The organism is Nonomuraea sp. CA-143628, from assembly GCF_050942315.1.
GTDB lineage: Bacteria > Actinomycetota > Actinomycetes > Streptosporangiales > Streptosporangiaceae > Nonomuraea.
The window spans coordinates 5551964-5578698 of the sequence record NZ_CP192072.1 but is presented as its reverse complement, the minus strand read 5'-3'; the positions used below and the strand labels follow the sequence as shown (position 1 = coordinate 5578698).

General features: G+C 71.1%; 30 protein-coding genes. 17 read left to right on the top strand and 13 right to left on the bottom strand.

Annotated elements, in window-relative coordinates; genetic code table 11:
• Nucleotides 1-11: 11 nt before the first annotated feature.
• Together ACQP2T_RS25535 and ACQP2T_RS25530 are read right to left on the bottom strand one after the other, a co-directional pair.
• A complete protein-coding gene (locus tag ACQP2T_RS25535; RefSeq protein ID WP_433518556.1) occupies nucleotides 12-1490 on the bottom strand; it encodes an MFS transporter in 1479 nt (492 codons plus the stop codon).
• The gene (locus ACQP2T_RS25530) at nucleotides 1487-2065 is read right to left on the bottom strand and encodes an ArsR/SmtB family transcription factor (protein ID WP_433518555.1); all 579 of its coding nucleotides are present in this window, start codon (nucleotides 2063-2065) and stop codon (nucleotides 1487-1489) included. The genes ACQP2T_RS25535 and ACQP2T_RS25530 overlap by 4 nt, the downstream gene beginning before the upstream one ends.
• Nucleotides 2066-2268: 203 nt before the next feature.
• Here ACQP2T_RS25530 and ACQP2T_RS25525 point away from each other — a divergent pair, with 203 nt between their 5' ends.
• Together ACQP2T_RS25525 and ACQP2T_RS25520 are read left to right on the top strand one after the other, a co-directional pair.
• Entirely contained in the window at nucleotides 2269-3774 is a 1506-nt protein-coding gene (locus tag ACQP2T_RS25525) for a serine/threonine-protein kinase (RefSeq protein WP_433518554.1), read from the top strand.
• Nucleotides 3775-3791: 17 nt separating this feature from the next.
• A complete protein-coding gene (locus tag ACQP2T_RS25520; RefSeq protein WP_433518553.1) occupies nucleotides 3792-4370 on the top strand; it encodes a TetR/AcrR family transcriptional regulator in 579 nt (192 codons plus the stop codon).
• A 131-nt stretch (nucleotides 4371-4501) separates the two neighbouring features.
• Here the strand turns inward: ACQP2T_RS25520 and ACQP2T_RS25515 are convergent, their stop codons facing one another.
• Nucleotides 4502-5026 (bottom strand): CGNR zinc finger domain-containing protein, encoded by a 525-nt coding sequence (locus ACQP2T_RS25515; RefSeq protein ID WP_433518552.1) that lies wholly within the window; start codon nucleotides 5024-5026, stop codon nucleotides 4502-4504.
• A 96-nt stretch (nucleotides 5027-5122) separates the two neighbouring features.
• Between ACQP2T_RS25515 and ACQP2T_RS25510 the strand changes: the two genes are divergently transcribed.
• Nucleotides 5123-5995 carry an SCO6745 family protein gene (locus ACQP2T_RS25510; protein WP_433518551.1) on the top strand — a complete coding sequence of 291 codons (873 nt, stop codon included), beginning with the start codon at nucleotides 5123-5125 and terminating at the stop codon, nucleotides 5993-5995.
• Between the two features lie 186 nt (nucleotides 5996-6181).
• The gene (locus tag ACQP2T_RS25505; RefSeq protein ID WP_433518550.1) at nucleotides 6182-6640 is read left to right on the top strand and encodes a GbsR/MarR family transcriptional regulator; all 459 of its coding nucleotides are present in this window, start codon (nucleotides 6182-6184) and stop codon (nucleotides 6638-6640) included.
• Here ACQP2T_RS25505 and ACQP2T_RS25500 read toward each other — a convergent pair.
• The 3 genes from ACQP2T_RS25500 to ACQP2T_RS25490 form a co-directional block, all read right to left on the bottom strand.
• Nucleotides 6637-6849: a hypothetical protein gene (locus ACQP2T_RS25500; protein WP_225291204.1), complete on the bottom strand. Its 213-nt coding sequence runs from the start codon at nucleotides 6847-6849 to the stop codon at nucleotides 6637-6639. The genes ACQP2T_RS25505 and ACQP2T_RS25500 overlap by 4 nt on opposite strands.
• A gap of 26 nt (nucleotides 6850-6875) precedes the next feature.
• The gene (locus tag ACQP2T_RS25495; RefSeq protein WP_433518549.1) at nucleotides 6876-7436 is read right to left on the bottom strand and encodes a LysE family translocator; all 561 of its coding nucleotides are present in this window, start codon (nucleotides 7434-7436) and stop codon (nucleotides 6876-6878) included.
• Nucleotides 7437-7519: 83 nt separating this feature from the next.
• Nucleotides 7520-8491 carry a helix-turn-helix transcriptional regulator gene (locus tag ACQP2T_RS25490; RefSeq protein ID WP_433518548.1) on the bottom strand — a complete coding sequence of 324 codons (972 nt, stop codon included), beginning with the start codon at nucleotides 8489-8491 and terminating at the stop codon, nucleotides 7520-7522.
• Between the two features lie 56 nt (nucleotides 8492-8547).
• Between ACQP2T_RS25490 and ACQP2T_RS25485 the strand changes: the two genes are divergently transcribed.
• Nucleotides 8548-9297 carry a DeoR/GlpR family DNA-binding transcription regulator gene (locus ACQP2T_RS25485; RefSeq protein WP_358186136.1) on the top strand — a complete coding sequence of 250 codons (750 nt, stop codon included), beginning with the start codon at nucleotides 8548-8550 and terminating at the stop codon, nucleotides 9295-9297.
• 70 nt (nucleotides 9298-9367) lie between these two features.
• Nucleotides 9368-10516 (top strand): MFS transporter, encoded by a 1149-nt coding sequence (locus ACQP2T_RS25480; protein ID WP_433518547.1) that lies wholly within the window; start codon nucleotides 9368-9370, stop codon nucleotides 10514-10516.
• A gap of 81 nt (nucleotides 10517-10597) precedes the next feature.
• On the opposite strand, the gene ACQP2T_RS25475 is transcribed toward ACQP2T_RS25480, so the two are convergent.
• From ACQP2T_RS25475 to ACQP2T_RS25465, 3 genes are all read right to left on the bottom strand, one after another.
• Complete coding sequence (locus ACQP2T_RS25475) at nucleotides 10598-11359, bottom strand: TSUP family transporter (protein WP_433518546.1); 762 nt, start codon at nucleotides 11357-11359, stop codon at nucleotides 10598-10600.
• Nucleotides 11360-11587: 228 nt separating this feature from the next.
• Complete coding sequence (locus ACQP2T_RS25470; RefSeq protein ID WP_433518545.1) at nucleotides 11588-12205, bottom strand: ATP-dependent Clp protease proteolytic subunit; 618 nt, start codon at nucleotides 12203-12205, stop codon at nucleotides 11588-11590.
• Nucleotide 12206: 1 nt separating this feature from the next.
• On the bottom strand, nucleotides 12207-12770 hold the full coding sequence (locus ACQP2T_RS25465; protein ID WP_357951824.1) for a ClpP family protease: 564 nt from the start codon (nucleotides 12768-12770) through the stop codon (nucleotides 12207-12209).
• A gap of 137 nt (nucleotides 12771-12907) precedes the next feature.
• Between ACQP2T_RS25465 and ACQP2T_RS25460 the strand changes: the two genes are divergently transcribed.
• The gene (locus ACQP2T_RS25460; RefSeq protein ID WP_433518544.1) at nucleotides 12908-14224 is read left to right on the top strand and encodes a sensor histidine kinase; all 1317 of its coding nucleotides are present in this window, start codon (nucleotides 12908-12910) and stop codon (nucleotides 14222-14224) included.
• Complete coding sequence (locus ACQP2T_RS25455; RefSeq protein ID WP_433518543.1) at nucleotides 14151-14990, top strand: response regulator; 840 nt, start codon at nucleotides 14151-14153, stop codon at nucleotides 14988-14990. Before ACQP2T_RS25460 ends, ACQP2T_RS25455 begins: the two co-directional genes overlap by 74 nt.
• Nucleotides 14991-15422: 432 nt before the next feature.
• Here the strand turns inward: ACQP2T_RS25455 and ACQP2T_RS25450 are convergent, their stop codons facing one another.
• Together ACQP2T_RS25450 and ACQP2T_RS25445 are read right to left on the bottom strand one after the other, a co-directional pair.
• Entirely contained in the window at nucleotides 15423-16280 is an 858-nt protein-coding gene (locus tag ACQP2T_RS25450; RefSeq protein ID WP_433518542.1) for a DUF2268 domain-containing protein, read from the bottom strand.
• Nucleotides 16281-16334: 54 nt separating this feature from the next.
• Nucleotides 16335-17102: a hypothetical protein gene (locus ACQP2T_RS25445; RefSeq protein WP_433518541.1), complete on the bottom strand. Its 768-nt coding sequence runs from the start codon at nucleotides 17100-17102 to the stop codon at nucleotides 16335-16337.
• 54 nt (nucleotides 17103-17156) lie between these two features.
• On the opposite strand from ACQP2T_RS25445, the gene ACQP2T_RS25440 reads away from it, so the two are divergent.
• The 7 genes from ACQP2T_RS25440 to ACQP2T_RS25410 all read left to right on the top strand — a co-directional run bounded on the left by ACQP2T_RS25440 (nucleotide 17157) and on the right by ACQP2T_RS25410 (nucleotide 23556).
• The gene (locus tag ACQP2T_RS25440) at nucleotides 17157-18158 is read left to right on the top strand and encodes an AAA family ATPase (RefSeq protein WP_433518540.1); all 1002 of its coding nucleotides are present in this window, start codon (nucleotides 17157-17159) and stop codon (nucleotides 18156-18158) included.
• Between the two features lie 13 nt (nucleotides 18159-18171).
• Entirely contained in the window at nucleotides 18172-19107 is a 936-nt protein-coding gene (locus ACQP2T_RS25435; protein ID WP_433518539.1) for a DUF58 domain-containing protein, read from the top strand.
• Nucleotides 19108-19176: 69 nt separating this feature from the next.
• A complete protein-coding gene (locus tag ACQP2T_RS25430; RefSeq protein WP_433518538.1) occupies nucleotides 19177-20124 on the top strand; it encodes a VWA domain-containing protein in 948 nt (315 codons plus the stop codon).
• A gap of 11 nt (nucleotides 20125-20135) precedes the next feature.
• Nucleotides 20136-20726 (top strand): class I SAM-dependent methyltransferase, encoded by a 591-nt coding sequence (locus tag ACQP2T_RS25425; protein ID WP_433518537.1) that lies wholly within the window; start codon nucleotides 20136-20138, stop codon nucleotides 20724-20726.
• Complete coding sequence (locus ACQP2T_RS25420; protein WP_433518536.1) at nucleotides 20723-21262, top strand: TrmH family RNA methyltransferase; 540 nt, start codon at nucleotides 20723-20725, stop codon at nucleotides 21260-21262. The genes ACQP2T_RS25425 and ACQP2T_RS25420 overlap by 4 nt, the downstream gene beginning before the upstream one ends.
• A gap of 36 nt (nucleotides 21263-21298) precedes the next feature.
• Nucleotides 21299-22099 (top strand): glycerophosphodiester phosphodiesterase family protein, encoded by an 801-nt coding sequence (locus ACQP2T_RS25415; RefSeq protein WP_433518535.1) that lies wholly within the window; start codon nucleotides 21299-21301, stop codon nucleotides 22097-22099.
• 14 nt (nucleotides 22100-22113) lie between these two features.
• Nucleotides 22114-23556, top strand: a complete 1443-nt coding sequence (locus ACQP2T_RS25410) for an MFS transporter (RefSeq protein ID WP_433518534.1) — start codon at nucleotides 22114-22116, stop codon at nucleotides 23554-23556.
• 15 nt (nucleotides 23557-23571) lie between these two features.
• On the opposite strand, the gene ACQP2T_RS25405 is transcribed toward ACQP2T_RS25410, so the two are convergent.
• Nucleotides 23572-24117, bottom strand: a complete 546-nt coding sequence (locus ACQP2T_RS25405) for a winged helix-turn-helix transcriptional regulator (RefSeq protein ID WP_433518533.1) — start codon at nucleotides 24115-24117, stop codon at nucleotides 23572-23574.
• A gap of 33 nt (nucleotides 24118-24150) precedes the next feature.
• Between ACQP2T_RS25405 and ACQP2T_RS25400 the strand changes: the two genes are divergently transcribed.
• Together ACQP2T_RS25400 and ACQP2T_RS25395 are read left to right on the top strand one after the other, a co-directional pair.
• Nucleotides 24151-24663 carry a nuclear transport factor 2 family protein gene (locus tag ACQP2T_RS25400; RefSeq protein WP_433518532.1) on the top strand — a complete coding sequence of 171 codons (513 nt, stop codon included), beginning with the start codon at nucleotides 24151-24153 and terminating at the stop codon, nucleotides 24661-24663.
• Nucleotides 24664-24733: 70 nt separating this feature from the next.
• Complete coding sequence (locus tag ACQP2T_RS25395) at nucleotides 24734-25378, top strand: hypothetical protein (protein ID WP_433518531.1); 645 nt, start codon at nucleotides 24734-24736, stop codon at nucleotides 25376-25378.
• Between the two features lie 72 nt (nucleotides 25379-25450).
• Here the strand turns inward: ACQP2T_RS25395 and ACQP2T_RS25390 are convergent, their stop codons facing one another.
• Entirely contained in the window at nucleotides 25451-26677 is a 1227-nt protein-coding gene (locus tag ACQP2T_RS25390) for an ROK family protein (protein ID WP_433518530.1), read from the bottom strand.
• Nucleotides 26678-26735: the final 58 nt, after the last annotated feature.

Genomic DNA, 26735 nt, shown 5'->3' with positions numbered 1-26735 from the left:
CCCCCGCCCGGTCATGGGCTACGGCCGCTCTCCACTGATGCCGGCGCCGTGCGCGAGCTCACGCCACGGGACTGGTCCATCTGCCGCCATTCACGCCGCAACCCGGTCAGCCCGATGGTGAGGAAGTAGACCGCCCCGCACGCGACCAGCACCGGTGACAGTCCGGCGGCGGCCACCGCCGCGCCTGCCATGAGCCCGCCCAGCGGAATCCCGGCCCAGGCCAGCGAGTCTCCCAGCGCGTTGACCCGCCCCAGCAGCCGTCGCGGCACCCGCTCGAATTGGATGGCGCCCAGAATCGGGTTGATGAGCCCTCCGCCGAGCCCGCTCACCGCGAACACGACCAGCATCACCCACACCGGCGCGTCCATCGCCAGGACCAGGTACCTCGGCGGCCCCACCACCAGGAAGGCCACGAAGAACACCGCCCGCCGCCGCATCCGGTGTGCCACCGCGGCGGCCACCAGGCTCCCGCCGACCGCCGCCAATCCCATGGCGGCGCTGTTCAGCCCGATCACGGCCGGGCCGTGGCCGGACTCCCGGGCCCACACCGGCACGAGTACCTGGGCGAACGCGGCGTCCAGCAGGTTCGTCACAGCGACCATGAGGCTGAGGGCCAGCAGCATCGGCTCGGCACGCAGGAAGGCGACCCCCTCGGCGAATCGCCGCCAGTAGCCCGGCGCGGCCCGCTCCGCCTCACCACCAGCCCCCCGCTCCCCCTCACCGCCCGCCGAGTCGCGGACCGAGCCCTCGCCAGGCTCCCGTACGGGGTCCTGGCCGCCCTGGGTGCCGGGCGTCTGGCCGGAGGGCGAGGCACCTTGGGTGCCGAGCGTCTGGCCGGAGGTCGGAGCGTCCCGAGCGCCGGGTGTCTGAGCGGAGATCGGGGCACCCGCGTACCGTGCCTGGGCGCGTGGCAGCGCCCACACGATGACGACGGAGCCGAGCGCGAAGCAGGCCCCGCTGAGCGCCAGCCCCACCAGCGAACCGGCCAGCGCCACCAGTGCCCCGCCCATCGCCGGACCCAAGGTGGCGGCCAGCCGTTCGGTGACGCCCGACAGTGCCGCGGCCCGCTCCAGCGGTATCCGGCCACGTTCGGCCGCCTCCGGCACCATGATCTCCTTGGCCAGGTCGCCGGGCCCGCGCGCCGCGCCGATCAGCGCCACCAGCCCGAGCAACGCCGGGAAGGCCAGCTGATCGAGCGTGTGCAGCAGAGCCACGGCCCCGGCTCCGGCGGCGCTCACCACGTCGGCGACCCACGAGACCCGGCGCGGGCCCAGGTGATCGACCAGTGGCCCCACGAGCAGCTTGACCAGGACGTACGGCGCCATCTCGCAGAAGGCCACGAGCCCGGTCATGGCGGCGCTGCCGGTCGTGACGAGCACGAACCACGGCAGCGCGATGGCCGACACCCGGGTGCCGGTGAGCGACATCGCCATGGCGGCCAGGACACCGGCCAGCGGGCGTAAGGACCGTCCGGTCACAGGAGGAGTCATGACGGATCCGGCTCCGATCCGTCCGGTTCCGGCAGCAGGTGCATGACCAGCGACACGCGTTCGGCACCCTCGGCCGTCTGCTCGGACGCGTCGCGCCGGTAGCGGTCGATCACGGACAGCAGCTCCTCACGCATCCGCCCCGCCTCGTCCGAAGTGAGGCGGAGCGCCCAGTGGCTGATGTCGAAGGCGTCGATCCAGGGGCGGGGCATGGTCTGCAGTTCGTTCAGCGCGCGCTGAGTGAGCAGGCCGTGCGCGGCCGCCACGGACCGCAGGTACGCCATCAGCGCCTCGGGCTCCTGCCTGGCCAGGTCGATGTCGGTCAGCCGGGTCACCTCGTGCACCGCGCGCCACCACCGCTCCCGCGCGTTCCCGCGTTCGGTGTCCTCCTCGACGAAACCCGCAGCCGCCAGCCTGCGCAGGTGGTAGCTGGCCGTACCGGAGTTGACACCCAGGCGCTCGGCCAGCCGGGTGGCCGTCGAAGGGCCGTACTTGCGCAGCAACTGGACCAGCTCCACCCGCACCGGGTGGGCGAGGGCCCGCAGGCCTTTGGCATCGAGAACTACGACTGACGTCATGCCCCCACCTTAGATTGCCAACATCTCTTCGCAAAGAGTTCTTCGCGAAGAGATGTTGGCAATCGCTGAACTCCGCCGTCGACGCCGCTCGTAAGTGCGGCCGGCGCGTGGCCGAGCGCCAGGTCACGCTGGCCGTCTTCCGCGCGGCATCGGCGAGCGGCGTTGGCCTTTACATTGTAGATTTATTAGCGTGGTAAAGTGCGATGGTGAATCCCCCCTTCACACCCCTCGCCCCTGAAGACCCTCCCGAGATCGGCGGCTATCGCCTGGTGGCGCGACTGGGAGCCGGTGGCATGGGGCAGGTCTACCTCGCCAGCACCCAGAGCGGCAGGCTCCTGGCCGTCAAGGTGATCCGTGCCGAATACACCGGCGATCCCGAGTTCCGGAGGCGGTTCCAGCAGGAGGTCGCCGCGGTTCTGCGGGTGCAGAGCCTCTACACCGCGCCGGTCGTCGACGCCGATCCCCATTCCAGGACGCCCTGGCTGGCCACCGCCTACGTACCCGGGCCCTCGCTGGACAAGGCCGTCGCCCAGCACGGCCCGCTCCCGCCTCAGACGGTCCTGACCATGGTCTGCGGCGTGGCGGAGGCGTTGCAGGCCATCCACACCGTGCAGGTGGTGCACCGCGACCTCAAGCCCTCGAACGTACTGCTGTCCCCCGAGGGCCCCCGCGTCATCGACTTCGGCATCGCCAAGGCCGTCGACGCGACCCCGCTGACCGGCACGGGCATCCGCATCGGCACGCCGCTGTTCATGGCTCCCGAGCAGGCGCTCGGGCATCCTGCCGCGCCGCCGGTCGACGTGTTCGCGCTGGGAGGTCTGGCGCTGTTCGCGGCGACGGGCCGTACGCCGTTCGGCGAGGGCCCCGACCCGGCGGTGCTCTACCGTGTGGTGCATGACGAGCCGCAGCTCGACGGCTGTCCGCCGGAGCTGCGCGACCTGATCGCCCGCTGCCTGGCCAAGGACCCCGCGCACCGGCCGACGCCACGCGCCCTGGTCGCCGAGCTCGAACGCTACGCGCAGCCCGGCCCTGGGCCCGAGTGGCTGCCGCCGCCTCTCACGCACGCCCTGCCCGCCTACGCGGCCCCGCCCTCGCCTCCCCCGGCCCGCACGCGGCGGACGTTCGGGCTCGGCGTCGTGGCGGGTGCGGCCGTGGCCGCCGCGGTGGTCGCGGCGACCGCCACGGCCATGCTGATCAGGCCGGGCGCCGCCGACGGCACTCCGCTCGCCCAGCCCGCCACGACCGTCACGGTCACCCAACAGGCACCGGCGACTACGGCCACCACCGGGCCCTCCCCTGACACCGGTGAGAGCACGCCGAGTCCCGAGGGCACGGCGACCGAAGGCTCAGTGGCCGGGGCGAAAGCCGGGACGCTGCTCGGCACGTACAAGGGCATCAACGTGACCCGCTACTACGAGGTCAACTTCACCGACGACCCCACTCACCCGACGGAGAACGACGGCGACGTCGGATACAGCTCCTCCGGCCTCAGAGCGGACAAGATGGCCGTGCTCGACTCCGGGCAGATCGGCACCTTCCAAGCGTGTGTCGACAACACCAAATACATGGACTACTACGACGTCGACCAGGCCAAAGGCAGACTCGTGTGCGTCTTCGGCCAGAGCACGATCGGTCTCGTCAAGGTGACGAAGGTCAGCGAGGGTGACAGCAACTACATCACTATGGATCTGACAGTCTGGCAGCGCTGACGCCTACTCTTGAAGTCATGTCCGTGACGCCCTTGCGGGGCGGGCCGGCGCGCGAGGCCGAACTACTCGGCGTCGTGCTCGATGTGCTGCGCGAAACCGGCTACGACCGGCTGACCATCGACGCCGTGGCCGCACGCGCGAAGGCGGGCAAGCACACCGTCTACCGGCGCTGGCCGTCCAAGGCGGAATTGGTGGTCGCGGCATTCGTCAACGCCGTCTCCACCACGCCGGTGGCGCCCGACACGGGTGAGCTGCGGGCCGATCTGCTCGGGCTGATGGAGTCGCTGGTGGGCGAGCTGGCCCGGCTGGGCGACGTCGTCGCCGGGCTGGTCGGGGAGATCCTGCACAACGCCGACCTGGCACGCGCGGTGCAGCAGAACTACGTCGCGACGCGCCGCCGGTTGACGCTGGAGGTGTTCGAGCGGGCCTGGACCAGGGGCGAGCTGTCCCGCAGTGCCGACACCGACCTGCTGTGGCAGGTGGGCCCGGCGGTCCTGTTCTTCCGGGCGCTGGTGAGCGGCGAGCCCGTCGACAGCGAGCTGGCCCGGCGACTCGTGGACCACGTCGTGCTACCTCTCGCACTCAACCGCCGATAGTCTCCCCGCCACGCACGGACCGCCCTCTCCCCCCGAAGGGGGCATCCCTCCAAAAGGACACCAGCCACCACGGACCGTCACACGGATGGAGCCCGGTTGCGTGACGAACCACCCGGAAAACCATGGCCGCCCTAGGCCCGCCGCCGGGCCCGATACGCGCTGGCCTTGGCGCGGTTCTGGCACGACAGCCCGCAGAACCGCCGCGAGGCGTTACGCGTCACGTCGAAGAAGACCAGCGAGCACCCCTCCGCCTCGCACGACCGGAGCCGTACCCCCTGCCCCACCCCGATCACCATGGCCAGCGCCGTGCCGATGTCGGCGACCCACGCGTCGACCAGTGAGGCTCCCGGCTGGTGGAAGGCCAGCATGGGCGGCTCTCCGCTCAGGTGGGCGACGGCCGCGTACCGTACCAGCAGCGCGTTGAGCGACGCGACGGAGTCGGGACCGCCGCCGAAGACGGGCCGCAGCTCGGCGGCCACCGCCGCCAGGTGGTCGGCGTCGGCCGCGGTCGGCGCCCCGGCGGGCGGCCGCTCCAGGCGGGCCGTGGCATCGAGTACGGCGGCATGGCGCGCGGCCCCGTCGCCCGGCGGCTCAAGGTCGCGCCCATGCGCCTCGCCCACGGCCAGTGCGTTCACCAGGAGGACGGCGAGCTCCACCCACCGGCCAACATAACTGTCTATTTGCGATTGACCAGTGATGCGCCAGGAGTCTATCGTCACTGCCGTAGCTTACCTAGACAGTGAGGAATCGGCATGTCCATCGATGGCAGACTCGCCCGGCGCATGTGGCACCAGTTGGAGCCGATCCACGCGGCGCTGTACTTCTCCCCGCAGGCCTTCGAGGAGGCGGCGGCGATCGGCTACGACGTGGAGTCGCGCTGGCCGAGCTACTTCGCCTACCGCACCGCGCCCTTGGGCCACGCGGGCACGAACCTGGCCTTCGCCACCTATTACAGCTTCAGCCCGCGGACGATCGCCGAACATGTTCCGGCCGTCTGGGACACCGCCAGTCCCGCGGAGGTGCTGCCGGCCCGCCATCGGGCCGTGGACCGTACCTATCGGACCCTGCTCGGCGACGGGGTCGAGGCGCTCGGCGAGGCCGCCGAGCTGGCCCGGCGGGTGGCGGAGAGCGTGACGGTGGGCGGACGGCCGTTCGCCGCGGCCAACCTGGACCTGCCCTGGCCCGATGAGCCGCACCTGGCGCTCTGGCACGCCGCCACCGTGCTGCGTGAGCACCGCGGCGACGGACACCTGGTGGCGCTGCAGGCGGCGGAGCTGGACCCGTGCGAGTCGCTGGTCTCCTTGGCCGCGATAGGCGGCGCCCCGGTGGCCAACTTCGCCGGGCGCGGCTGGAGTGAGAGCGAGTGGGCCGCCGCCCAGGACCGGCTGGCCGGGCGCGGCCTGGTGGACGCCGAGGGCCAGGCCACCGACCAGGGCCGGGCGCTGCGCGACCAGGTCGAGCGGATGACCGACGACCTGGCCGCCGAGCCGTGGCGGCAGCTGGGCGAGCAGCGCGCCGATCGGCTGGCTCAGCTCATCCAGCCCGTTCTGGGAGCCGTCTTCGAGGCGGGCATCCTCCCGATGACCAGCACGCTCGGCATCGCCACCGTGAAGGTCCCCGACTGACGGGCGCACCCTCCCCGAGCGGCCCGCCCGGTCAGAAGCCGGGCGCGGACTGCCAGATGCCGATCTCGGTGCCCTGGTCGTCGGTGCAGGTGCGGCCGCCCTGACCCTGCGCGAACACCGGCCGCCCTCACCCTGCGCGAACACGCCGGAAGTTTCGCCCGTTTGTGAAGCCCGTAGAATCCGCCTGTGAGTCGTGACGAGGAGGCCGTGCGCCACACGGTCGAGCGGATGGCGCGGATCTTCTCCGACTGGGGCTTGCCGCCCATGGCCGCGCGGGTGCTGTTCACAATGATGGCGGCCGAGGAGCGGACGCTGACGGCCGCCGAGCTCGGTGAGCGGCTCGGCGTCAGCCCGGCCGCCATCTCCGGCGCGGTGCGTCTGCTCACGCAGATGCACCTGGTGGTGCGCGAGCCGGTGCCCGGATCCCGCCGCGACGTCTACCGCCTGCCCGACGACGCCTGGTACGAGCTCACGCTGACCAAGATGCCGATCTTCCGGCAGATCACCGGCGAGGCGTCGGCCGCGGTCGAGGCGGTCGGCGGCGACGGCACCGTGGCCGGGGCGAACCTGGCCAGAATGCGCGACTACTTCGAGTTCGTGGAGCGAGAGCTGCCCCAGCTCCTCGACAAATGGCGCGAACGCTAGCCCCTGCCGTACTTCTTGTGCACGGCCTGCTTGCTCACCCCGATCGCGTTGGCGATCTGCGCCCACGGCAGCCCGGCCACCCTGGCCCGGCGCACCTGCACCGCCTCCATGCGCTCGAGTTCGTGCCGCAAGGCAGTGGTGGCCTGCAGCGCCCGCAGCGGATCCTCGTCCTGCGCCTGCCGCATCAGCGTCGCGAGGTCGTTCGTCATGCCCTTAACGTAAGTCCAGCGGCCGCTCATCGCGAATCCAGGACGAGCCTCAGGCCGAGGCCGATGAGGACGACGCCGGAGATCTGCTCCAGCCGCCGCCTGACCGCTGGGCGGCCGAGGAACGCCTTGGCCTTGGCGACGGTCCAGATGAGCAGGCCGTACCAGAGCAGGTCCACGAGCACCCAGACGACGGCGAGCGTGACCAGGGTGAGCGGGACGTTCTGCCCGCGGGGCACGAACTGCGGCAGGAACGACATCGCGAACACCGCCGCCTTCGGATTGGCCAGGCAGGTCCCGAATCCGGCCAGGAACGACCTGCGCCGCCCGCTGACCGCGTCCACCTCGACCGGCGGCGCGTCCTTGCGGCGGGCCTGCCAGAGCGACTGCGCGCCCATCACGACCAGCAGGACCGCGCCCGCGACGCGCATCACGTCGTAGGCCACCTGCGAGGCCAGCACCAGCGCCGACAGGCCGAACGCGGCGGCCAGCCCCCAGATGAGGATGCCGGCCTCGTTGCCCAGAGTGGCGGCCAGGCCGGAACCGCGCCCGGCCCGCAGGGTCTGTCTGAGAATGATCGCGGTACTCACCCCGGGAACCATCGCCACCAAGATGCACGCGCCAACGAATGCGATGAGATACATGTGGGGCATCGTGGCAGAAATGCCCGGATTCAGCCGTAGATTTTTCCGAGCTCCGCGATCGCCTCGGCCATCAGCGCGCGCAGTTCGGGCGGTCCGAGCACCTCGACGCTCGCCCCGAGCCGCAGCAGGAGCCAGCGGGCGTGCGTGAGCGACTCGATCGGTACGGTGAGCGTGCGCCAGCCCTCCGCGTCGGGCTCGCCGCCCTCGGCCAGGGCGGCGGTGACGACGTCGTTGCCCATCGTGTACGCGAGCAGGCTGTCGGTGCCGGGGGCGACCTTGATGACGGCCTCGGCGGTGTACATGCGTTCGCGGAACTCGCGCGAATAGTCCTGCCAGAAATCGCCGAGGTCGAAGCCCTTGGGCCGGTCGAACCCGCCGGGCAGGGTCTCCAGCGTCAGAATGCGCGCCACCCGGTAGGTGCGCGGCCTCTGCCCGTCGGGGGCGGCGATCAAATACCAGGAGCCGCCCTTGAGCACGAGCCCGTAGGGGTTCACCTCCCGCTCGACGTCCTGCCGGCCCCAGCGCCGGTAGGTCATCCGCAGCCGCCGCTGCTCCCAGACCGCCGCGGCCACCTCGCTGAGGTGCGGCACGTCGTCCGCGTCGCGATACCAGCCGGGTACGTCCATTAGGAAGCGCTCGCGCATCCGGGAGGCGTGCGAGCGCGGCTCGGGCGGCAGCGCGGCCAGCAGTTTCAGCTCCGCGCTCGCCACCACCTCCGACAGCCCCAGCTCGGCCGCGGGCCCGGGAAGGCCGGCCAGGAACAGCGACGACGCCTCCTCGGCCGTCAGCCCGGTCAGCCGGGTGCGGTAGCCGTCGAGCAGTTGGTAACCGCCCGCCGGGCCGCGATCGGCGTAGACCGGAACGCCGGCGGCCGACAGCGCCTCGACGTCGCGATAGACGGTCCTGACCGACACCTCCAGCTCCGCGGCCAGGTCGGTGGCGGTCATCCGGCCGCGCGCCTGCAGGAGCAGCAGGAGGGAGAGCAGACGGCTGGCGCGCATGGTCCCCATTGTATTGCGCACATTATTCGTGTTTGTATGAACACATGGAACGTGTGATGTCCATCATGAACGCCCTCCGCACCCACGACAGCGTCTCGGTCGCCGAACTGGCCGCCGAGCACGGCGTGTCGGAGATGACGATCCGCCGCGACCTGGACGAGCTGGCCCAGCAGGGCGTGCTCCGCCGGGTCAGGGGCGGCGCTCTGTCGCTGCTGCTGCGCGGCGAGGAGCCGCCGTTCGGCGTGCGGGAGCGCGAGGCGGTGGAGACCAAGCAGCGGATCGGCGCCGAGGTGGCCGGGCTGATCGCCGACGGCGAGGCGGTGCTGCTCGACGGCGGCACGACCGCGCTGGAAGTGGCGCGCGCGCTGCTGGACCGCCGGCTCACCGTGCTGCCGCTGGCGCTCCAGTCGGTGTCACTGCTGGCCGCGGCGCCACGCGTACGTCTGGTGCTGCCCGGCGGAGAGGTACGGCAGGGCGAGCTGAACTTCATGGGCCCCCTGACCGAGACCTCCATCAAGGCCCTGCGCTTCGACACGGCGGTGATCGGCTGCTGCGGACTGTCCGCCGAGCACGGGCTGACCGCCCACGACCTGCCGGAGGTGGCCGTCAAGCAGGCCGCCATCGCCGCCGCCAGGCGGGTGATCGTGGCGTGCGACTCGGGCAAGTTCGCCAGGACGGCGTTCGGCGCGGTCTGCCCGATCTCGCGGCTCGACGTGGTGGTGACCGACGACGGCATTCCGCGTGAGCAGCACGACGCCCTGGCGGCCGCCGGGGTCGCCGTCCGCCTCGTCCAGGAGTCCCAGTGAAGCGTTCCGGGGTCGCCATCCGTCTCGCCGTTAAAGCCCGGGTAGCCGTCCGTCTCGTACAGGAGTCGCCGTGAAACGCGCCCGGGTAGCCGTTTATCTGCTGTTCTTCCTCGCCGGGGCCGCCGTGGGCACCTGGACGGCCCGGATTCCGGCCATCAAGGAGAGCCTCGGGCTGAGCGACGGGCGGCTGAGCCTGGCACTGCTGGCCATCGCCGCCGGAGCCGTGGTGGGCATGCAGGCGGTCGGCCGCCTCGTCGACCGCTACGGCAGCAGCCGCGTCATGATCCCGGCCGCGCTGCTCCAAGGAGTCGTGCTCGTCCTGCCCGCCTACGCCGCCAACCTGGGCACGCTGGCCGCGGCACTGTTCGGGTTCGGTGTGGTGCACGGGGTGCTGGACGTCTCGATGAACGCCAACGCGGTGGAGGTGGAACGCGCTTGGGGGCGGCCGATCATGTCGTCGTTCCACGCGGTGTTCAGCATCGGCGGGTTCGCCGGCGCCGCGGCCGGCGGCCTGTTCGCGCACCTGGCGCTCTCCCCCGCCGTCACCTTCCTGTCCGTCGGAGCGGTGATCGCGCTCCTGGCCGCGTGGGCGGCGGCCTGGGCGCTACGCTCCCGCCCCGCCCCGGTGATCTCGACAGACGGGGTACGCCCGGGACTGCCCAAGGGCATCCTCTTCCTCGGCGTGCTGGCCTTCTGCTGCCTGGTGGGCGAGGGCGCGGCGGCCGACTGGAGCTCGGTCTACCTGCGGGAGGACCTGGCCGCGTCCGCGGGGTTCGCGGCGGCGGGATATGCGGCGTTCTCCATCATGATGACGGCCGGACGCCTGGCCGGGGACCGGCTGGCCGCCCGCTTCGGGCCGGTTGCGCTGGTGCGCGGGTGCGGGCTGCTGGCCGCCGCCGGGCTGGGACTGGCCCTGACGATCGGGCATCCGGTGGCGGCGGTGGCCGGGTTCGGGTGCTTCGGGGCGGGGTTGTCGTGCATCGTGCCGCAGGTGTTCTCCGCCGCCGGGCATCGTGACCCGGCGTTCGCGGGGCGGGCGCTGGCGAGGGTGGCGAGCATCGGCTACCTGGGATTCCTGTCCGGGCCGGTGCTCATCGGGGGCATCGCCGAACTCTCCGGGCTGCCTCGGGCACTGGCCGTGCCGGCGCTGCTGGCCGCGTTCGTGGCGCTGGCCGCGACCGCGCTGCGCACTCGTACGACCGAGCCGGTCGGATCGTAGCCGGCCGGGGCCCAGCGGTGGAGGCCCAGCCGGTCGGGTCCCAGCCGGACACGTCCAGGTCCTGACCGGTCGAGTCGGACCCTAGCCGAACTGCTGCCAGCCCAGCCTGATCACCATGGCCACCACCACGCACAACAGCACGACGCGGACGAAGCCCGTGCCGCGCTTGAGCGCCATGCGGGCACCCAGCTGCGCGCCCGCCACGTTGCAGACGGCCATCCCCAGGCCCAGCCCCCACAGCAGGTGCCCCTGCCAGCCGAACACGAACAGCGCGCCCAGGTTGGTCCCGGTATTGATGATCTTCGCCGACGCGGAGGCCGACACGAAGTCGAGCCCGAGGATCGTGGTGAACGCGATGATCAGGAACGTCCCCGTACCCGGCCCCATGATGCCGTCGTAGAAGGCGATGCCCACGCCCGCGACCATCACGGCCGCCACGACGCGGCCGTTCGTCCGCAGATGGGGCTGCGGCACCGAGCCCATCGCCGGACGCAGCGTCACGAAGGCGGCCACGCCGACCAGCACCACCATCACGGCGGGGCGCAGCACCTCGGCCGAGATCGCGGCCGCGGCCAGGGCGCCCAGCCCGGCGCTGACCACGGCCAGCCCCACGCCGGGCAGCGCGACCGCCCGGTCCAGCTTCGTGGTGCGCGCGTAGGTCATGGCGGCCGAGGCGGTGCCGAAGACCGAGGAGAGCTTGTTGGTGGCCATCGCTTGCACGGGCGGTATGCCCGTCACCATCACCGCGGGCAGCTGCACCAGCCCGCCACCACCCACGACGGCGTCGACCCAGCCCGCGCACAGGGCAGCCGCCAACACCAGCACCACATGCTCCAGCGGCACGCCACTCCCCCGATTTCCCCCGAGAACCGCCAGAAGCGTATATGTCCCGCTTTAGTGGTCGGACAGGAGGGATGCCCCTTTGCCCCGAAGGGCTCGGGGCGGCCGCTACACACCCGGCTCAAGCAGGCCGCCCCGCAGATCCTCATCGTCGCCCAGCTTCAGCGGACAACTGCCAGTAGCCGTATCCGCCCTTCAGCCGACGTTGCGGCCGGCGTCCGGTTCCGCGCTTCAGCGGGTGGTGGTCAGTGTCCGTTTCCGGGAGGCGTAGATGTCGTCGATCAGGTGATAGGAGCGCGCCTGCTCGGCCGTGAAGATCCGGTCCCGCTCGATGTCCTTCCTGATCTCCAGCTCCGTCCTGCCCGTGTGCCGGGCCAGCATGGCCTCCTGCTGGTCGCGCATGCGCAGGATCTCCATGGCGTGGATCTCCATGTCGCTCGACTGACCCCGGCCGCCCTCGGTGGCGGGCTGGTGCAACAGGACGCGGGCGTGCGGCAGGGCGGCGCGCTTGCCCGGCGTGCCCGCCGCCAGCAGGACCGCGGCGGCCGAGGACGCCTCGCCGATGCAGACGGTCTGGATCTCCGGCCGGACGAACTGCATCGTGTCGTAGATCGCCGTCATGGCGGTGAACGAGCCGCCCGGCGAGTTGATGTACATGTTGATGTCCTGGTCGGGGTCGAGCGACTCCAGCGTCAGCAGCTGCGCCATCACGTCGTTGGCGCTCGTGTCGTCGATCGGCGTGCCCAAGAAGATGATCCGGTCCTCGAACAGCTTGTTGTACGGGTTCATCTCCTTGATGCCGTAAGAGGTGCGCTCGGTGAACGAGGGCAGCACGTAACGTCCGCTCATGTCAGTTCATCCCCTCGGCCAGGTGGTCGACGAATCCGTATTCGAGCGCCTCCTGCGCGGTGAACCAACGGTCGCGGTCGGAGTCGGCCTGGATCTGCTCCAGCGGCCGGCCGGTGTGCTGAGCGATGATCTCGGCCAGCCTGCGCTTGGTGTAGAGCAGGCTCTCGGCCTGGATCTGGATGTCGCTGGCCGAGCCGCCGATGCCGCCGAGCGGCTGGTGCATGACGATCCGCGCGTTGGGCAGCGCGTAGCGCTTGCCAGGGGCGCCGGCGCACAGCAGCAACTGCCCCATGGAGGCGGCGAAGCCCATCGCGACCGTCGCGACGTCGCACGGGACGAACTGCATCATGTCGTAAAGAGCCATCCCCGCGGTCACCGATCCGCCGGGCGAATTGATGTAAAGAGTTATGTCCCGATTCGGATCCTCGGCCGCCAGCAAAAGGAGCTCGCCGCACAGCCGATTGCATATCTCGTCGTCGACCTCCTGGCCGAGAACGAGTATGCGCTCCTTCAGCAGGCGCTGGCTCACCTGGTCAGGCCAGGCCGCACGCTGGGTCTCCGTCATGGAATCGCCTTTCTCTCGAACTATTCAACGACGCTAGACCCGGACCGCCGGAATTCCAGCTCCTTTTCGCTGGGGGCGCATTTCTCTAAAGGCGCATTCCACCGAGAGCGAATAACCATCGACATACAATCGCGAGTGTGAGATGGAACCTGCCCCGGCGATGGGCGTGCCTGATCCTCGGCGGCGCGCTGCTGATGCCGTACATGATGGCCGGGGTCCTGACGTCGGGCCTGCTCCGGGGCCAGTCGGCCAATATCTACCTGCCCGCCCAGCTCGGGGTGTTCGCGGCCGTGTTGCCAGTGGTGGCGGTTACCGGACTGTTCCTGCCAGTACGGGCGCTGGAGGTGAGCGCCGCCCAAGGGCTGCTCGGCGTCGGCGTGGAGACGCCGCCCAGGCAGGCGCGCCGGTCGTGGGAGGAACGGTGGCGCACGACCGCCTGGTACACCCTCCACCTGGGAGTCGGCGGCGTGGCGAGCGGGTTCACGCTGGCCGGGATTCCGTTCACGGTCTTCACGTTCGCGGTGCCGTTCGTCGGCGGGCCCGCGCGCCTGCTGGGGTTCGACGTCGAGCCGGGCTGGGCGGCACTGGGCTGGCCCCTGCTCGGGCTGGCCGTGCTGGGCGCGGTGGTGCTGGTGGCGGCCGGTGGGGGCGCCCTGCTGGCCCGGCTCGCCCCCGCGCTGCTCGGCCCCACCCCGGGCGAACGACTGGCCGCGGCCGAGCGTCAGGCCCGTACGCTGGCCGAGCGCAATCGCCTGGCGCGCGAACTGCACGACTCCGTCGGCCACGCCCTGAGCGTCGTCACCCTCCAGGCCGCCGCGGCCGGACGGGTGCTCGACCGCGACCCGGAGACGGCCAGGACGGCCCTGGCGGCCATCGAGCAGTCGGCCCGCGCCGCCCTCGACGACCTCGACCACGTCCTCGGCGTCCTGCGCGACGGCTCCCCGCCCCCGGAGGCCGGGCCACCGCAGGCGACGCTGGCCGATCTCGGCGACCTCGCCGCCGCCACCGGCGCCGACGTGCGCCCCGAGGTGGGCGACCTGACCGGTGTGCCCGCTGTGGTCTCCAGGGAGGCCTATCGGATCGTCCAGGAAGCACTGACCAACGCCATCAAACACGGTCAGGGGCCGGTACGCCTGGCCGTCGCCGTACAGGACGAGGACCTGAGACTGGAGATCACCAACACGACCGTCGCGAACGGCGCACGGCCGGGTGGCCGGTCAAGCGCACAGACCAGACAGACCCATCGGTCGAGCGCGCAGACCAAGCGGCCAGGCGTGGGACCGGACGGCCGGTCGGCCGCCGAATCCGGCGCAGAACCCGGCGGCCGGTCAGGTGGCCGGGGTGTGACCGGTATGGGAGAGCGTGTCCGGCTGCTGCGTGGTGATCTGGAAGCGGGCCCGGTGGAGGGCGGCTGGCGCGTGTCCGTCCGGCTGCCGCTACGGTCGCTTTTATGACATCCACGTCGGTTCCCGTGGCACCGCCACGGTCGACACCGCCACCGTCGGCACCGCCACGGTCGACGCCCAGGCGGTCGACACCCCTGCAGTCGACGCCCAGGCGGTCGAGTTCGTGACGCTCAAGGTCGTGATCGCCGACGACGAGGACCTCATCCGGGCCGGTCTGCGGGTCATCATCGACGCAGAGCCGGGGCTGAGTGTGGTCGGCGAGGCCGGTGACGGTGCCGCGGTGGTGCCCGTGGTGCGCCGCGAGCAGCCCGACGTGGTCCTGATGGACGTACGCATGCCCGCCGTGGACGGCATCCAGGCCACCCGGCGCCTGGTGGCCATGGACGAGGCGCCCAAGGTGCTGGTGGTCACCACGTTCGAGAACGACGACTATGTCTACGAGGCATTGCGGGCGGGCGCCAGCGGGTTCCTGCTCAAGCGGACCAGGCCCGACGAGCTGGTCCACGCGATCAAACTGGTGGCGGCCGGGGAGTCGCTGCTGTTCCCTGCGGCGATCCGGACGCTGGCCGGCCGTCAGTCCCCCGCCGCCCGGCCCGCCTCGGTGCCCGGCATCGGACGGCTGACGGGCCGCGAGGGTGACGTGCTGCGGCTGATGACCAGAGGGCTGTCCAACGGCGAGATCGCCGCCGAGCTGGTCGTCAGCCAGGAGACCGTCAAGACGCACGTCGGCAACGTGCTCACGAAGCTGGGTGCGCGAGACCGCACCCAGGCCGTGATCGCCGCCTACGAGTCGGGCTTCGTCTCACCCCGCTGAACCCGAGCCGCCGAGCCGAAGCCTTACCCCACTGAGATCAAGCGTCTTCGGTTCCCTGTGTTTACCTGAGTAAAGCGGACATCGGCGTAGCCTCGTCGCGGCCGACCGGGGCGGGGCAGTGATCCGGTGGAAGCCGAAGCCGCGTCCGTCCGGCAAGCCGGGCGGACCGTGGTTGGAGAACCGCGTTGTCGGGGCCTGACTGCGCACTCCTGGAGGAAGTGCACCTCTTGGGCCACCGCCCCGCCGGACGCTATCCCGTTGATGCGGACACCAACAGGGGCGGGGACCGAGCGCTCAGTCAGGCACCCGGCTGTGACAGAAAACTACCGCACGATTACCAAACGTCGCAACCGATCGCGTCAGAGAAATCCAACAACAGTTCTAACGGAAACCACCGGCTCGCATAGCGAATGCCAGCGACAGTTCATACCCTCACCCGGCTGAGTCGAAGCGTCGCCTCACGAGCTGCGACAGCGGCAGTGCCGTGCTCTCCGCGACCGTCATCCCGGTGGCGGCCAGGTGCGCGTCCACCAGCCGCAACCCCACCGCATATCCCGCCATGTCCGGAATGCCGCGAGGCTCCTGCCCGAACCGCGCGACGGTGGTGTCCCCCAGCACGTACGCGGACGTGAGGTGCATCCCCTCCAGATCGAAGTCGGCCATGATCTTCTCCTCGGCGCGCTCCAGCTCATCGCCGCTGACCATCGACGACCACGGCCCCATGGCCTCGGCCCCCGACAGCTCCCGTACGAACGCCTCCGCCAGCCCTTCGGAGATCACGTGCTCCCCCACCGTCGGATGCCACGGCACGTTGGTGTAGCGCGCCTGGTGGTGGAACTCGTGGACGGCGCAGTGCGCGATCCTGCCGATGACCTCCTCCGATGGCCAGCCGAGCAGGTACAGCAGGCCAGGCCGGCTGCCCATCCCGTAGTAGCCGCTCGTGACCTTCATCAGCTGCTCACTGCCGGGATCGCCGAGCACGAACAGCACCCGCGACGAGTCGGGCAGCTTGAGGCCGGACAGCCGATCGGCGGCCCGATGCAGCTCGCGCTCGATCTGCCCCAGGACGTCCGCCTCCATCATGGCGTGGAGCGCGGGGAGATAGCGGGGGTCCTCGGCGTCCACCCGGAAGCCGCTGCCCTGGTGGTGGATGTCGACAATGTCGCCCGGCACCGGGATGGCCTGGCGGATGGGCGCGAGCAGATCGCGCAACAGGCCGGGACGCCGCTCCAGCGGCTGCTCCAGCAGCTCGGCCATGGGCGTGAGCGTGTCTTGAACAATGAATTCCATGTCCAAGGACGCTAGAACCTCACGCGACGTGAGGCTCAAGCCGATTAACGGCGGTCAGAGCGGCGAGCCGTCTCCCGTGTCCTCGCCGGGCGACGGCCCCGGCGTGCCCTGACCGCTCTTGGTCTGCGACGGCGACGGGCTGGGCGTCGGCTGCTGCGGCTCCGGTGTGGCCGGCGTCGGGGGCGCCGTCGGCTGGAAGTTCGTCGGCGGCAGCGGCCTGGGCAGCGGCTCGGCGTCCTCCCTGCCCATGATCAGCAGCAGCGCGATCACCGTGGCCAGCAGCAACAGCACGGCCAGCGCCAGCGCGGCCAGCAGCACCCGCTGGCGCGTCTCCGTGAGCGGCCGGCGGCCGCGCGGCTGGCCGGGCAGGGCGGGGGCGCGGTCGGTCAGCCAGTACGGCACGAAGTCCGGGCCGTGCGCCTGGCCGATGAGGGTGCCGCCGACCATCACCGGCTCCAGGAACCACTCGGCCCCAGGCCGCCCCGGCGCGTACGGCACCGCCACCCAGGGCGCCGTGCCGGTCTCCATCGCCAAAACCTCCGGCGCGCCGTCCAGCACCGCGGCGCGCGTCTTGGTGGCCCGGCCGAGCCAGCCGCGCATGCCGGCGGGCGCGGCCTCGCGCATCACGGTGACGAACCGTTCGCGCGCGGCGGCGTCGAAGGCGGCGCCCCGGGTCAGCACGGCCAGGGAGACGGCGCGCCCGTCCGCCCCCTGCCCGAGGTAGACGAAACCGGCCGGCGCCGAGTGCAGGCGGGCCTGCACCACGAACGGCCCCAGCCGGGGCGGATCTCCGTACTGCAGCGGACTGGCCACGTTTGCCATGAAAGCACAGACCGGCGCCGTGCACGTTTGCGGGACGTTTGGTGGAATGGCGTCATGAGCGTCGCCGAAGATTTGCCAGACGAAACCGATGCGGCCGTGCTGCGTCAGACCCTTGACGAGGTCCGGCGGGTGATCGTCGGCCAGGACCACATGGTCGAGAGGCTGGTCGTCGCGTTGCTGGCCCGCGGTCACTGCCTGCTGGAAGGCGTGCCAGGCGTCGCCAAGACCCTCGCCGCCGCCACCTTGGCCACGGTGGTGGGCGGCACGTTCGCCCGGATCCAGTTCACCCCGGACCTGGTGCCGAGCGACATCGTCGGCACCCGCGTGTTCCATCCCTCCAACGAGAAGTTCGACGTCGAGCTGGGTCCGGTGTTCGTCAACTTCCTGCTCGCCGACGAGATCAACCGGGCGCCCGCCAAGGTTCAGTCGGCGCTGCTGGAGGTGATGGCCGAGCGCCAGGTCACGCTGGCCGGGGTCACGCACCAGCTGCCCAAGCCGTTCATCGTGCTGGCCACCCAGAACCCGATCGAGTCCGAGGGCGTCTACCCGCTGCCCGAGGTGCAGCGCGACCGGTTCCTGTTCCGCGTACGGGTGCCGCACCCGAGCGCCCACGAGGAGCTGGAGATCCTGCACCGCATGAGCGTCACCCCGCCGACGCCCGAGCGCGTGCTGGACCCCACGCGGCTGATGGCGCTGCAGGAGGCGGCCGAGCAGATCTCGGTCCACCAGCTCGTCGCCGACTATGTCGTACGGCTGGTCATGTCCACCCGCTCGCCCGCCGAGTACGGGCTGGGCCAGCTGGCCGACACCATCGAGATCGGCGTCAGCCCGCGCGCCACGCTCGGCCTGGTCTCCGCCGGGCGCGCCCTGGCCCTGCTGCGCGGCCGCGACTACCTGCTGCCCGACGACGTACGGGACGTGGCCGTCGACGTGATGTCGCACCGGCTCATGCTCACCTTCGACGCGCTGGCCGACGGCGTCGATCCCGAACAGGTCGTCCGGCAGATCTTGCACGCCGTACCGCCCCCTCTGGTCGTGTGGAACCAGAACCGATGAGGGACCAGAACCGATGAGGACGGCCGAGCAGGCGCTGCGGCGGCTGGAGCTGACGGTGACCCGGCGGCTCGACGGGCTGCTGCACGGCGCTCACCTGGGGCTGCTGCCGGGGACCGGCAGCGAGGCGGGCGACAGCCGCGTCTACGTGCCCGGCGAGGACGACGTGCGCCGGATGGACTGGGCGGTCACCGCCCGCACGACCGTGCCGCACGTGCGCGACCTGATCGCCGACCGCGAGCTGGAGACGTGGGCGCTGGCCGATCTGTCGCCCAGCATGGACTTCGGCACCGCCGACAGCGACAAGCGCGACCTGGTGGTGGCCGCGGTGGGCGCGATCGGATTCCTGTCCAGCCGGATGGGCGACCGGTTCGGGGCGCTGGTGCTGCACGACGAGTTCGTGCACCGGATGCCGGCGCGCACCGGGCGGCCCGCCCTGTACGGGCTGCTGCACTCGCTGATGGACGCGCCGCGCGGGCAGGCCGTACCCGACGCGCCCGACCTGGCGGAGGGCATCGACGTGCTGGCCGCCACCCGCAGGCGGCGCGGCATGCGGCTGATCGTGTCGGACTTCCTCGACGCCAAGCCCGAGCTCGACCCCGGCGCCGAGCGGCCCTGGGAGCGGCCGATCAAGCGATTGTCGGCCCGCCACCAGGTGCTGGCCGTGGAGATCATCGATCCGCGCGAGCTCGAACTCCCCGATGTGGGCCGGGTCGCGTTCGCCGACCCCGAGAGCGGGCACGTACGCGAAGTGCACCTTTCCCCTAAAGTACGCCGAGACTATGCCGAAGCGGCAGCACTGCAACGCGAAGGCACCAAGGCCGCGCTGCGCCGCGCCGGTGTGGCGCATCTGGTGCTGCGGACCGACAGGGACTGGGTGTTCGACATCGCGCAGTTCGTCCTCCGCCAGCGGCGCATGACCCATCTCGCCCATCGGAGGGCACGTGCGTAGCAGGAACGCCATCGAACAGCGCGACAATGGCCCTGTGCCGAAGGAGGCAGGCCGAAAGAAGGAGGCAGGGTGACCTTTCTGTCGCCGGCGTGGTTGTGGCTGTTCGCGGCGGTGGCGCTGCTCGTGGTCGGATACGTCGTGGCGCAGTTCGCCCGGCGCCGCTACACCGTGCGCTTCACCAACCTCGCGCTGCTCGACCTGGTCGCGCCCGCGGGCCCCGGCTGGCGGCGGCACGTGGCGCCGCTGCTGTTCCTGGCCATGATGTCGCTCCTGGTCATCGGCGCGGCCAAGCCGGCCGACCAGGTGAAGGTGCCGCGCGACCGGGCCACCATCATGATCGCGCTGGACGTGTCGCTGTCCATGGACGCCGACGACGTCCAGCCCAGCAGGATCAGCGCCGCCAAGGCCGCCGCCCAGGCGTTCGCCAGGGAGCTGCCCGACCGGTTCAACGTCGGCGTGGTCTCCTTCGCCCGCTCGGCCAACGTGGTCATCGCGCCCACCACCGACCACCAGGCCGTCGTGACCGCGATCGGCAACCTGACCACCCGGCCGGGCACCGCGATCGGCGAGGCGGTGTTCAACTCGCTCGACTCCGTACGCTCCTTCGACCAGCAGGCCGCCACCGACCCGCCACCGGCCGCGATCGTGCTGCTGTCCGACGGTGACAACACCTCGGGCCGGGGCGTCAACGAGGCCATCGACGCCGCCCAGCAGGCCCGGGTGCCGGTCTCCACGATCGCGTACGGCACGCAGGAGGGCACCGTCTCCATCGACGGCCGGCCGGTGAACGTGCCGGTCAACAAGCAGACCCTGCAGTCGCTGTCCGACGGCACCAGCGGCCGGGCCTACGCCGCGGAGTCCGGCAGCGAGCTGCGTGACGTCTACGAGCAGATCGGCACCTCTCTCGGCTTCAAGCTGGTGAATCAAGAGGTCACCCAGTGGTTCATCGTGGCCGCCCTCGTGGCCGGGCTGCTGGTGGCGGGTGCCGCGGTCCTGTTCGGTGCCCGCATCCCGTAACGTTTTGCCACGTGGCCCACTACTTCTCCGAGCAACCGCGGACCGCGAGCCGGCCGGGCTCCGTCGACCTGGTGCTGCCCGACCTGCACCTGCGGCTGGAGACCGACCGGGGGGTGTTCTCGCCCGAGCGGGTCGATCTCGGCACCCGCGTGCTGCTGGAGAGCGTGCCGCCGCCACCGCAGGAGGGCGACCTGCTCGACCTGGGCTGCGGCTACGGCCCGATCGCGCTGACCATGGCCTCGCGGGCGCCCGGCGCGACCGTCTGGGCCGTGGATGTGAACCGGCGCAGCGTGGAGCTCACCGCGCGCAACGCCCAGGCCGCGCGCCTTGACAAAGTAAGGTCGCTGCATATCGACGAGGTACCCGATGACCTGAAATTTCGGGCTATCTGGTCTAATCCCGCTATCCGTATTGGCAAGCCCGCCCTGCACGAGATGCTCACCCGCTGGCTCACCCGGCTGACGCCCGACGGCGTCGCCTACCTGGTCGTACAGAAGCACCTCGGCTCCGACTCGCTGCAGCGCTGGCTCGGCGAGCAGGGCTGGCAGGCCGGCCGCGCGGCCTCCCGCGCCGCCTACCGAATCCTGAAGGTAACCCGATGAGAAGGCAGCTGCGCCCCACCGACGTCAAGCGGCTCAACCGCACCTGGCGCAGAAACACCTCGAACCGGCTGTCGCTGATCCTCGAGTCGGTCACCGGCCCGTTCAACGTCGGCTCGATCTTCCGCAGCGCCGCCGCGTTCGGCGTCGAGCAGATCTGGCTCGCGGGCAACGCCACCCCGCCGACCAACCCGAAGGCGGGAAAGACGGCACTCGGCACCGAGCGGCTGGTCACCTGGCACGAGGCGGTCCCCGCCGTCGACGCGGTCAAGGCCGCCCGCGAGGACGGCTACTCCGTGCTGGCCATCGAACTGACCGCCGAGGCCGTGCCGCTGCACCGGGCCGACCTGGGCCGCGACGTGTGCCTGGTGGTCGGCAGCGAGGACCACGGCTGCTCACCGGCCCTGCTCGACGCCGTCGACGGGGTCTGCTACATCCCGCAAGTCGGGCGGGTCGGCTCGTTCAACGTCTCGGTGGCCGCCGCCATCGCGCTGGCCGAGGCCCGGCGCCAGGAATGGCAGAATCTCCCTGATTCGTAACCTTATTTTTCACCCACGGAAGGCATACTTCAGGACGTGCTCAGCCGCCGCTTCGCGTTTCTCGATCATCCGGGCCCGCTGGCCTTCGCGCATCGCGGGGGCGCCGCCGAGGGCGCCGAGAACTCCGTCGCGGCCTTCGAACAGGCCGTCCGGCTGGGCTATCGCTACCTGGAGACCGACGCGCACGCCACGGCCGACGGCGTGCTGCTCGCCTTCCACGACCACACCCTCGACCGGGTCACCGACCGGCGCGGCCGCATCTCGGAGCTGCCCTACAGCACGGTCAGGCAGGCGCGCATCGGGGGTGTGCACGAGATCCCGCTGCTGGAGGATCTGCTCGGCGGCTGGCCGGAGATCCGCTTCAACATCGACGTGAAGGAGGCCGCCGCGATCGCGCCGCTCGCCGAGGCGGTCCGGCGCACCGGGGCCTACGACCGGATCTGCCTGACCTCCTTCTCCGACGAGCGCCTGGTGCTGGCCAGGGCCGCGCTCGGCCGGGAGGTCTGCTCGGCGCTCGGCCCGCGCGGCGTCGCCGCGCTGCGCGCCGCCGCGTCCACCTCCGGCTACGGCCGGCTGCTGACCCGGCTCAAGCGCGCGGGCGTGCCCTGCGCGCAGGTGCCGGTGGGCTTCCGCGGCCTGCGCGTCACCACCGGCCGTCTCATCCGTACGGCGCACGCCATCGGCATGCAGGTGCACGTATGGACGATCAACGACCCCGCCCGCATGGAGCACCTGCTCGACCTCGGCGTCGACGGTGTCATGACCGACAACGTCACCGGCCTGCGTGACGTGCTGGAGCGTCGCGGCCTGTGGCATCCGGGCCGCATGGCCGCATAGGAGCGACACGACACATGCCCGTACCCGCACCCCCCGCGGCTCCCGACGACACCGCCGACTCTCCCTCGGCACGCAGACGCGAACAACGCGGCTGGTACGTCTACGACTGGGCCAACTCCGCCTTCTACACCACGATCATCTCGGTCTTCCTCAGCCCCTACCTCATCTCGGTCGCCAGGACCGCGGCCTGCGCCAAGGACTTCCCCTCGGTCGCGGCCGCCACCTGCTCGACCGACTTCGACAAGCTGGCCGAGGCCAACCCGGGCCTGGGCTACGTGGACGTGCTGGGCGCCGACATCAGACCGGCCGCCTTCTTCGGGCTGACGCTGACCGTGGCGGTGCTGCTGCAGATCCTCTTCCTGCCGGTCGTGGGCGCGCTGGCCGACCACACCGGCCGCAAGAAGGAGATGCTCGGCGGCTTCGCCTACGTGGGCGCGCTGGCCACCGTGGGCCTGTACTTCCTCGAGGGCGACCGCTACATGCTGGGCGGGGTGCTGTTCATCCTGGCCAACCTGGCCTACGGCTCGTCCGTGGTGGTCTACGACTCGTTCCTGCCGCAGATCTCCACCGCCGAGGAACGCGACCGCGTCTCCTCGCGCGGCTGGGCGATCGGCTACCTGGGCGGCGGCGTGCTGCTCGCGCTCAACCTGGTCCTCTATCTCAAGCACGAGAGCTTCGGGCTGGACGAGGGCATGTCGGTGCGGATCAGCATGATGTCGGCGGGCCTGTGGTGGGCCGTCTTCACGATCGTCCCCCTGCTGAGGCTGCGCAACCGGCCGGTCGCGGCCCACGAGAGCACGGCGCTGCGCTCTGTCGGCGGCAGCTTCAAGCAGCTCGGCCGTACGCTGAGCGAGCTGCGCCGATATCCGCTGACGATGCTGTTCCTGGTGGCCTACCTCGTCTACAACGACGGCGTGCAGACCGTCATCGGCAACAGCTCGGCCTTCGCCTCTGAGGCGCTCAAGCTGAGCAAGGAGACGCAGATCAGCGCGATCCTCATGGTGCAGTTCGTGGCGTTCTTCGGCGCGCTGCTGATGGGCTGGCTGGCCCGCCGGTTCGGCACCAAGCACACAGTGCTGGGCAGCCTGGTGGTGTGGACGGTGATCGTGCTGATCGCGTACTTCCTGCAAGAGAGAGCCGCCCTGCAGTTCTACCTGCTGGCCTTCGCCATCTCGATCGTGCTGGGCGGCACCCAGGCGCTGTCGCGCTCGCTGTTCTCGCTGGTGATCCCGAAGGGGCGGGAGGCCGAATACTTCAGCCTGCTGCAGATCAGCGACAAGGGGTCGGCGTTCATCGGCTCCCTGACGGTGACGATCGCGATCCAGCTCACCAACAGCTACCGGATCGCCATCATCTCGATGATCATTTTCTTCATCATCGGCTTCGTCCTGCTGGCCATGGTCAACCTGCCGAAGGCCATCCGCGACGCGGGCAACGAGGTGCCCGCGCGGATCTGACGCCTTTGCCGTGTCTTACGGGGCCGCCTCGCCGTTTTGCGGGGCGGCCCCGTCGCGTCTGTCGGGGACGAGCTCGTCGCGCCTGCCGGGAGCGGCGAGGACCATCGTGCCGGGCCCCTGAGCGGCGCCGGGGCCGCCTACGGCCCGCACCGTGTCCGCGTCGGCCCGCCCCCCGCAGTGCGGGCACGTCACGACCGGCGTGAACCGCTCGCCGCAGGAGTGCACCAGCAGCGCGGGCGGCCCGCCGGGCGGGGTCGCCCAGCGGTCCCCCCAGGCCATCAGCGTGAACAGCGCTGGCACGATGTCACGGCCCGCCTCGGTCAGCGTGTACGTGAAGCGCACCGGCCGTTCCTGATAGGGCCGCCGCTCCACCACCCCCGCCTCCACCAGGCGCTCCAGCCGCCGCGTCAGCAGGTTGCGCGAGATGCCCAGATCCTCCGCGAGATCGTCGAACCGGCACACCCCCAGGAAAAGATCCCGCAGGATCAACGGCGTCCACGGCTCGGCGACCACACCGACGGCCTGAGCGATGGAGCAGTGCATCTCCCCGAACCTGTTCACGACCCCAGCATAGTGGGTTGATAAAGTGAACTCATGACAGTTCACATTCAGGACTCACCTGCCCGCGCCTACCGCGAAGCCGGCGAGGCGAAGAACGTCAACGGGATCATGTCCACCCTGGCGCCGGACGTGGTCTTCCACTCCCCTCTCAGCGCCACGGCGACCTTCAGCGGCCAGGAACAGGTACGCGACCTGTTCACCGCGGCGATGGGCGCCCTGTCCGACCTGCGCTATCACACGGACGTGGGCGACGAGCGAACCCGCATGCTCGCCGCCACCGCCCGCCTGGGCCGCCAGGAGATCGAGGAGTCGGCCCTGCTGCACCTCGACGACCGGGGCCTGATCAAGGAGATCACCATGTGGATCAGGCCGCTGCCGGGCCTGACCGCCATGATGGCCGCGCTCGGCCCCGCCCTGGCCAGGGCGACGGGCAAGCCGGGCCTGCCGCTGCTGGTCGGTGCGGCGACGAAGCCGCTGGCCGCGATGACCCGCCTCGGCGACCGCACCCTCGTACCCCTGCTCGCCAAGCGAGAGCACCGCTCTTGACATCAACGCTCCAAAGGGAGAGCATTGCTCACACAAAAGAGCAATGCCCTTCCCTCTTTTTGGAGTGACCATGAATGCCCGGCTGACCTCTGCGGCCTTCGCCGCCGGCGGCGTGCTGTTCCTCATCTATCCGGCTGTGCGGCCGTCCGGCGACGACGCGGCCGCCATCGCGTCGGGGGCGTGGGTGTACGGCCATCTGGCGGCCATGATCGGCTTCATCCTCACCGGGCTGGCCGTCCTGGGACTGCACCAGGTGCTGGGCGACCGGCTGTCGCTGCGGGCGGCGGTGGTGACATGGACCGGCGCGGGCCTCACCCTGCCCTACTACGGCGCGGAGGACTTCGGGCTGAGCGTCATCGCCCGCCGGTCGCTGCGCGACCAGGCTCCGGCGCTGATGGAGCTGGCCGCGGAGTTCCGGTTCGGGCCGGTGGCGGTGACCATGTTCGCCGCCGGGCTAGCGCTGCTGGGCGTGGGGGCGGTCATGGCGGCGGTGGCCGTGTGGCGGTCCGGGACACTGGCCAAGTGGAGTGGAGTGCCGTTCGCGGTGGGGTTCGCGCTGTTCATCCCGCAGTTCTTCGGGCCGTACTCGCTGCGGATCGCGCACGGCGCGCTGATCGCCGTCGGCGGCCTCTGGCTGGCCGTCGCACTGTGGCGCGCACGTTCCACGGCGCCGACCTCCCCGGCCCGCACGCCCGCGGCCGCCCATCGGCGATAAGGCGCGACATCGAGGTGAGCGCACATCGGCGAAGGGCGCCACGCCGGTAAAAGCCGCTGGATCGGTAAGGCGCTAGGAGGACAGCAGGAGGGCCGGGTGGCCGATGACGCGTTCGATCACCACACCGGCCGCGCCGAGCACCGCCGCGTTCCCCGCCAGCTCCGAGGCGACCACCGGCGGTACGGCGGTACGCAGCGAGCCGCTCCCCTCCCCCAGCGCGGCCTCGACCACCGGGCCGATCCATGAGGCCAGCGGCGAGAAGATGCCGCCGAGGACGATCGCGCCGGGGTCGACCAGGTTGACGGCCGAGGCCAGGGTGGCGCCGAGCGCCCGGCCCGCCCCGTCGAGCGCGGCCAGCGCCCGCTGGTCCGAGCGTTCCAGCAGGTCGATGAGCTCCCTGATCGGGCCGTCCGGCTTGGCCGCCGTGGTGGCCGTGACGGCGGGCAGCCCGGCGGCGCGCAGGATGGCGTCCTGGCCGGCGATCTGCTCCAGGCAGCCGCGCCCGCCGCAGGTGCACGGCGCGCCGCCCGGCTCCACGACGAGGTGGCCGAGCTCGCCGGCGAACCCGTGCGTGCCGCGCAGCACCTGACCGTCCATGACGATGCCGGCGCCGATCCCGATCTCTCCCGAGACGTGGATGAAGCCGCCGTGCCGCGCGCCGTCGCCGAACCACAGCTCCGCCAACGCGGCCAGGTTGGCCTCGTTGTCATGGGCGGCGGGGATCGGCAGGTCGGGCAGCGCGTCGCGGAGCAGGGCGCTGACCGGGACGTCGGTCCAGCCGAGGTTCGGGGCGCGGCGGACCAGGCCGTTCTCCCGGTCGAGCAGGCCGGGGACGGCGACCGTCGCGCCCGCCACCGCCAGGCCCTGCCCGGCGGCCGCGGCGACGGCCTCGGCGGCCAGCCGCCCCAGCGAGGAGATCACCGACTCGGGCGCGCGCCCCCGGTTGTCGAAGGTCACGAGCTGGTGGTAGCGGGTGCGCCGGCCCAGGTCCAGGACGCACGCGGCGAGATAGTCGACGTTGATCTCCAGCCCGAGCGCGGCGGCGCCGTCGCCGTTGACCGAGACGGCGATCCCGGGCCGGCCGCGCTCGCCGCCCTGGACCAGCGCGCCGTCCTGGACCAGCCCGGCGCCTTCGAGCACCGCGAGCAGGTTGGAGACGGTGGTCTTGGTGAACCCGGTCTGCTCGGCGAGCCGGGCACGGGTGACCGGCTGGCAGCGTACGACCTGCTCCAGCACCACGGCGAGATTGCGTTCGCGCATGGTGGCGTGCCTGAGCGGCCCTTCCCTGGGTTTTGTCACAATCTAAGACTAATGGGTCTTCCTGGCGATTCGCTGGTCTGTTACGCTATTTAATCCA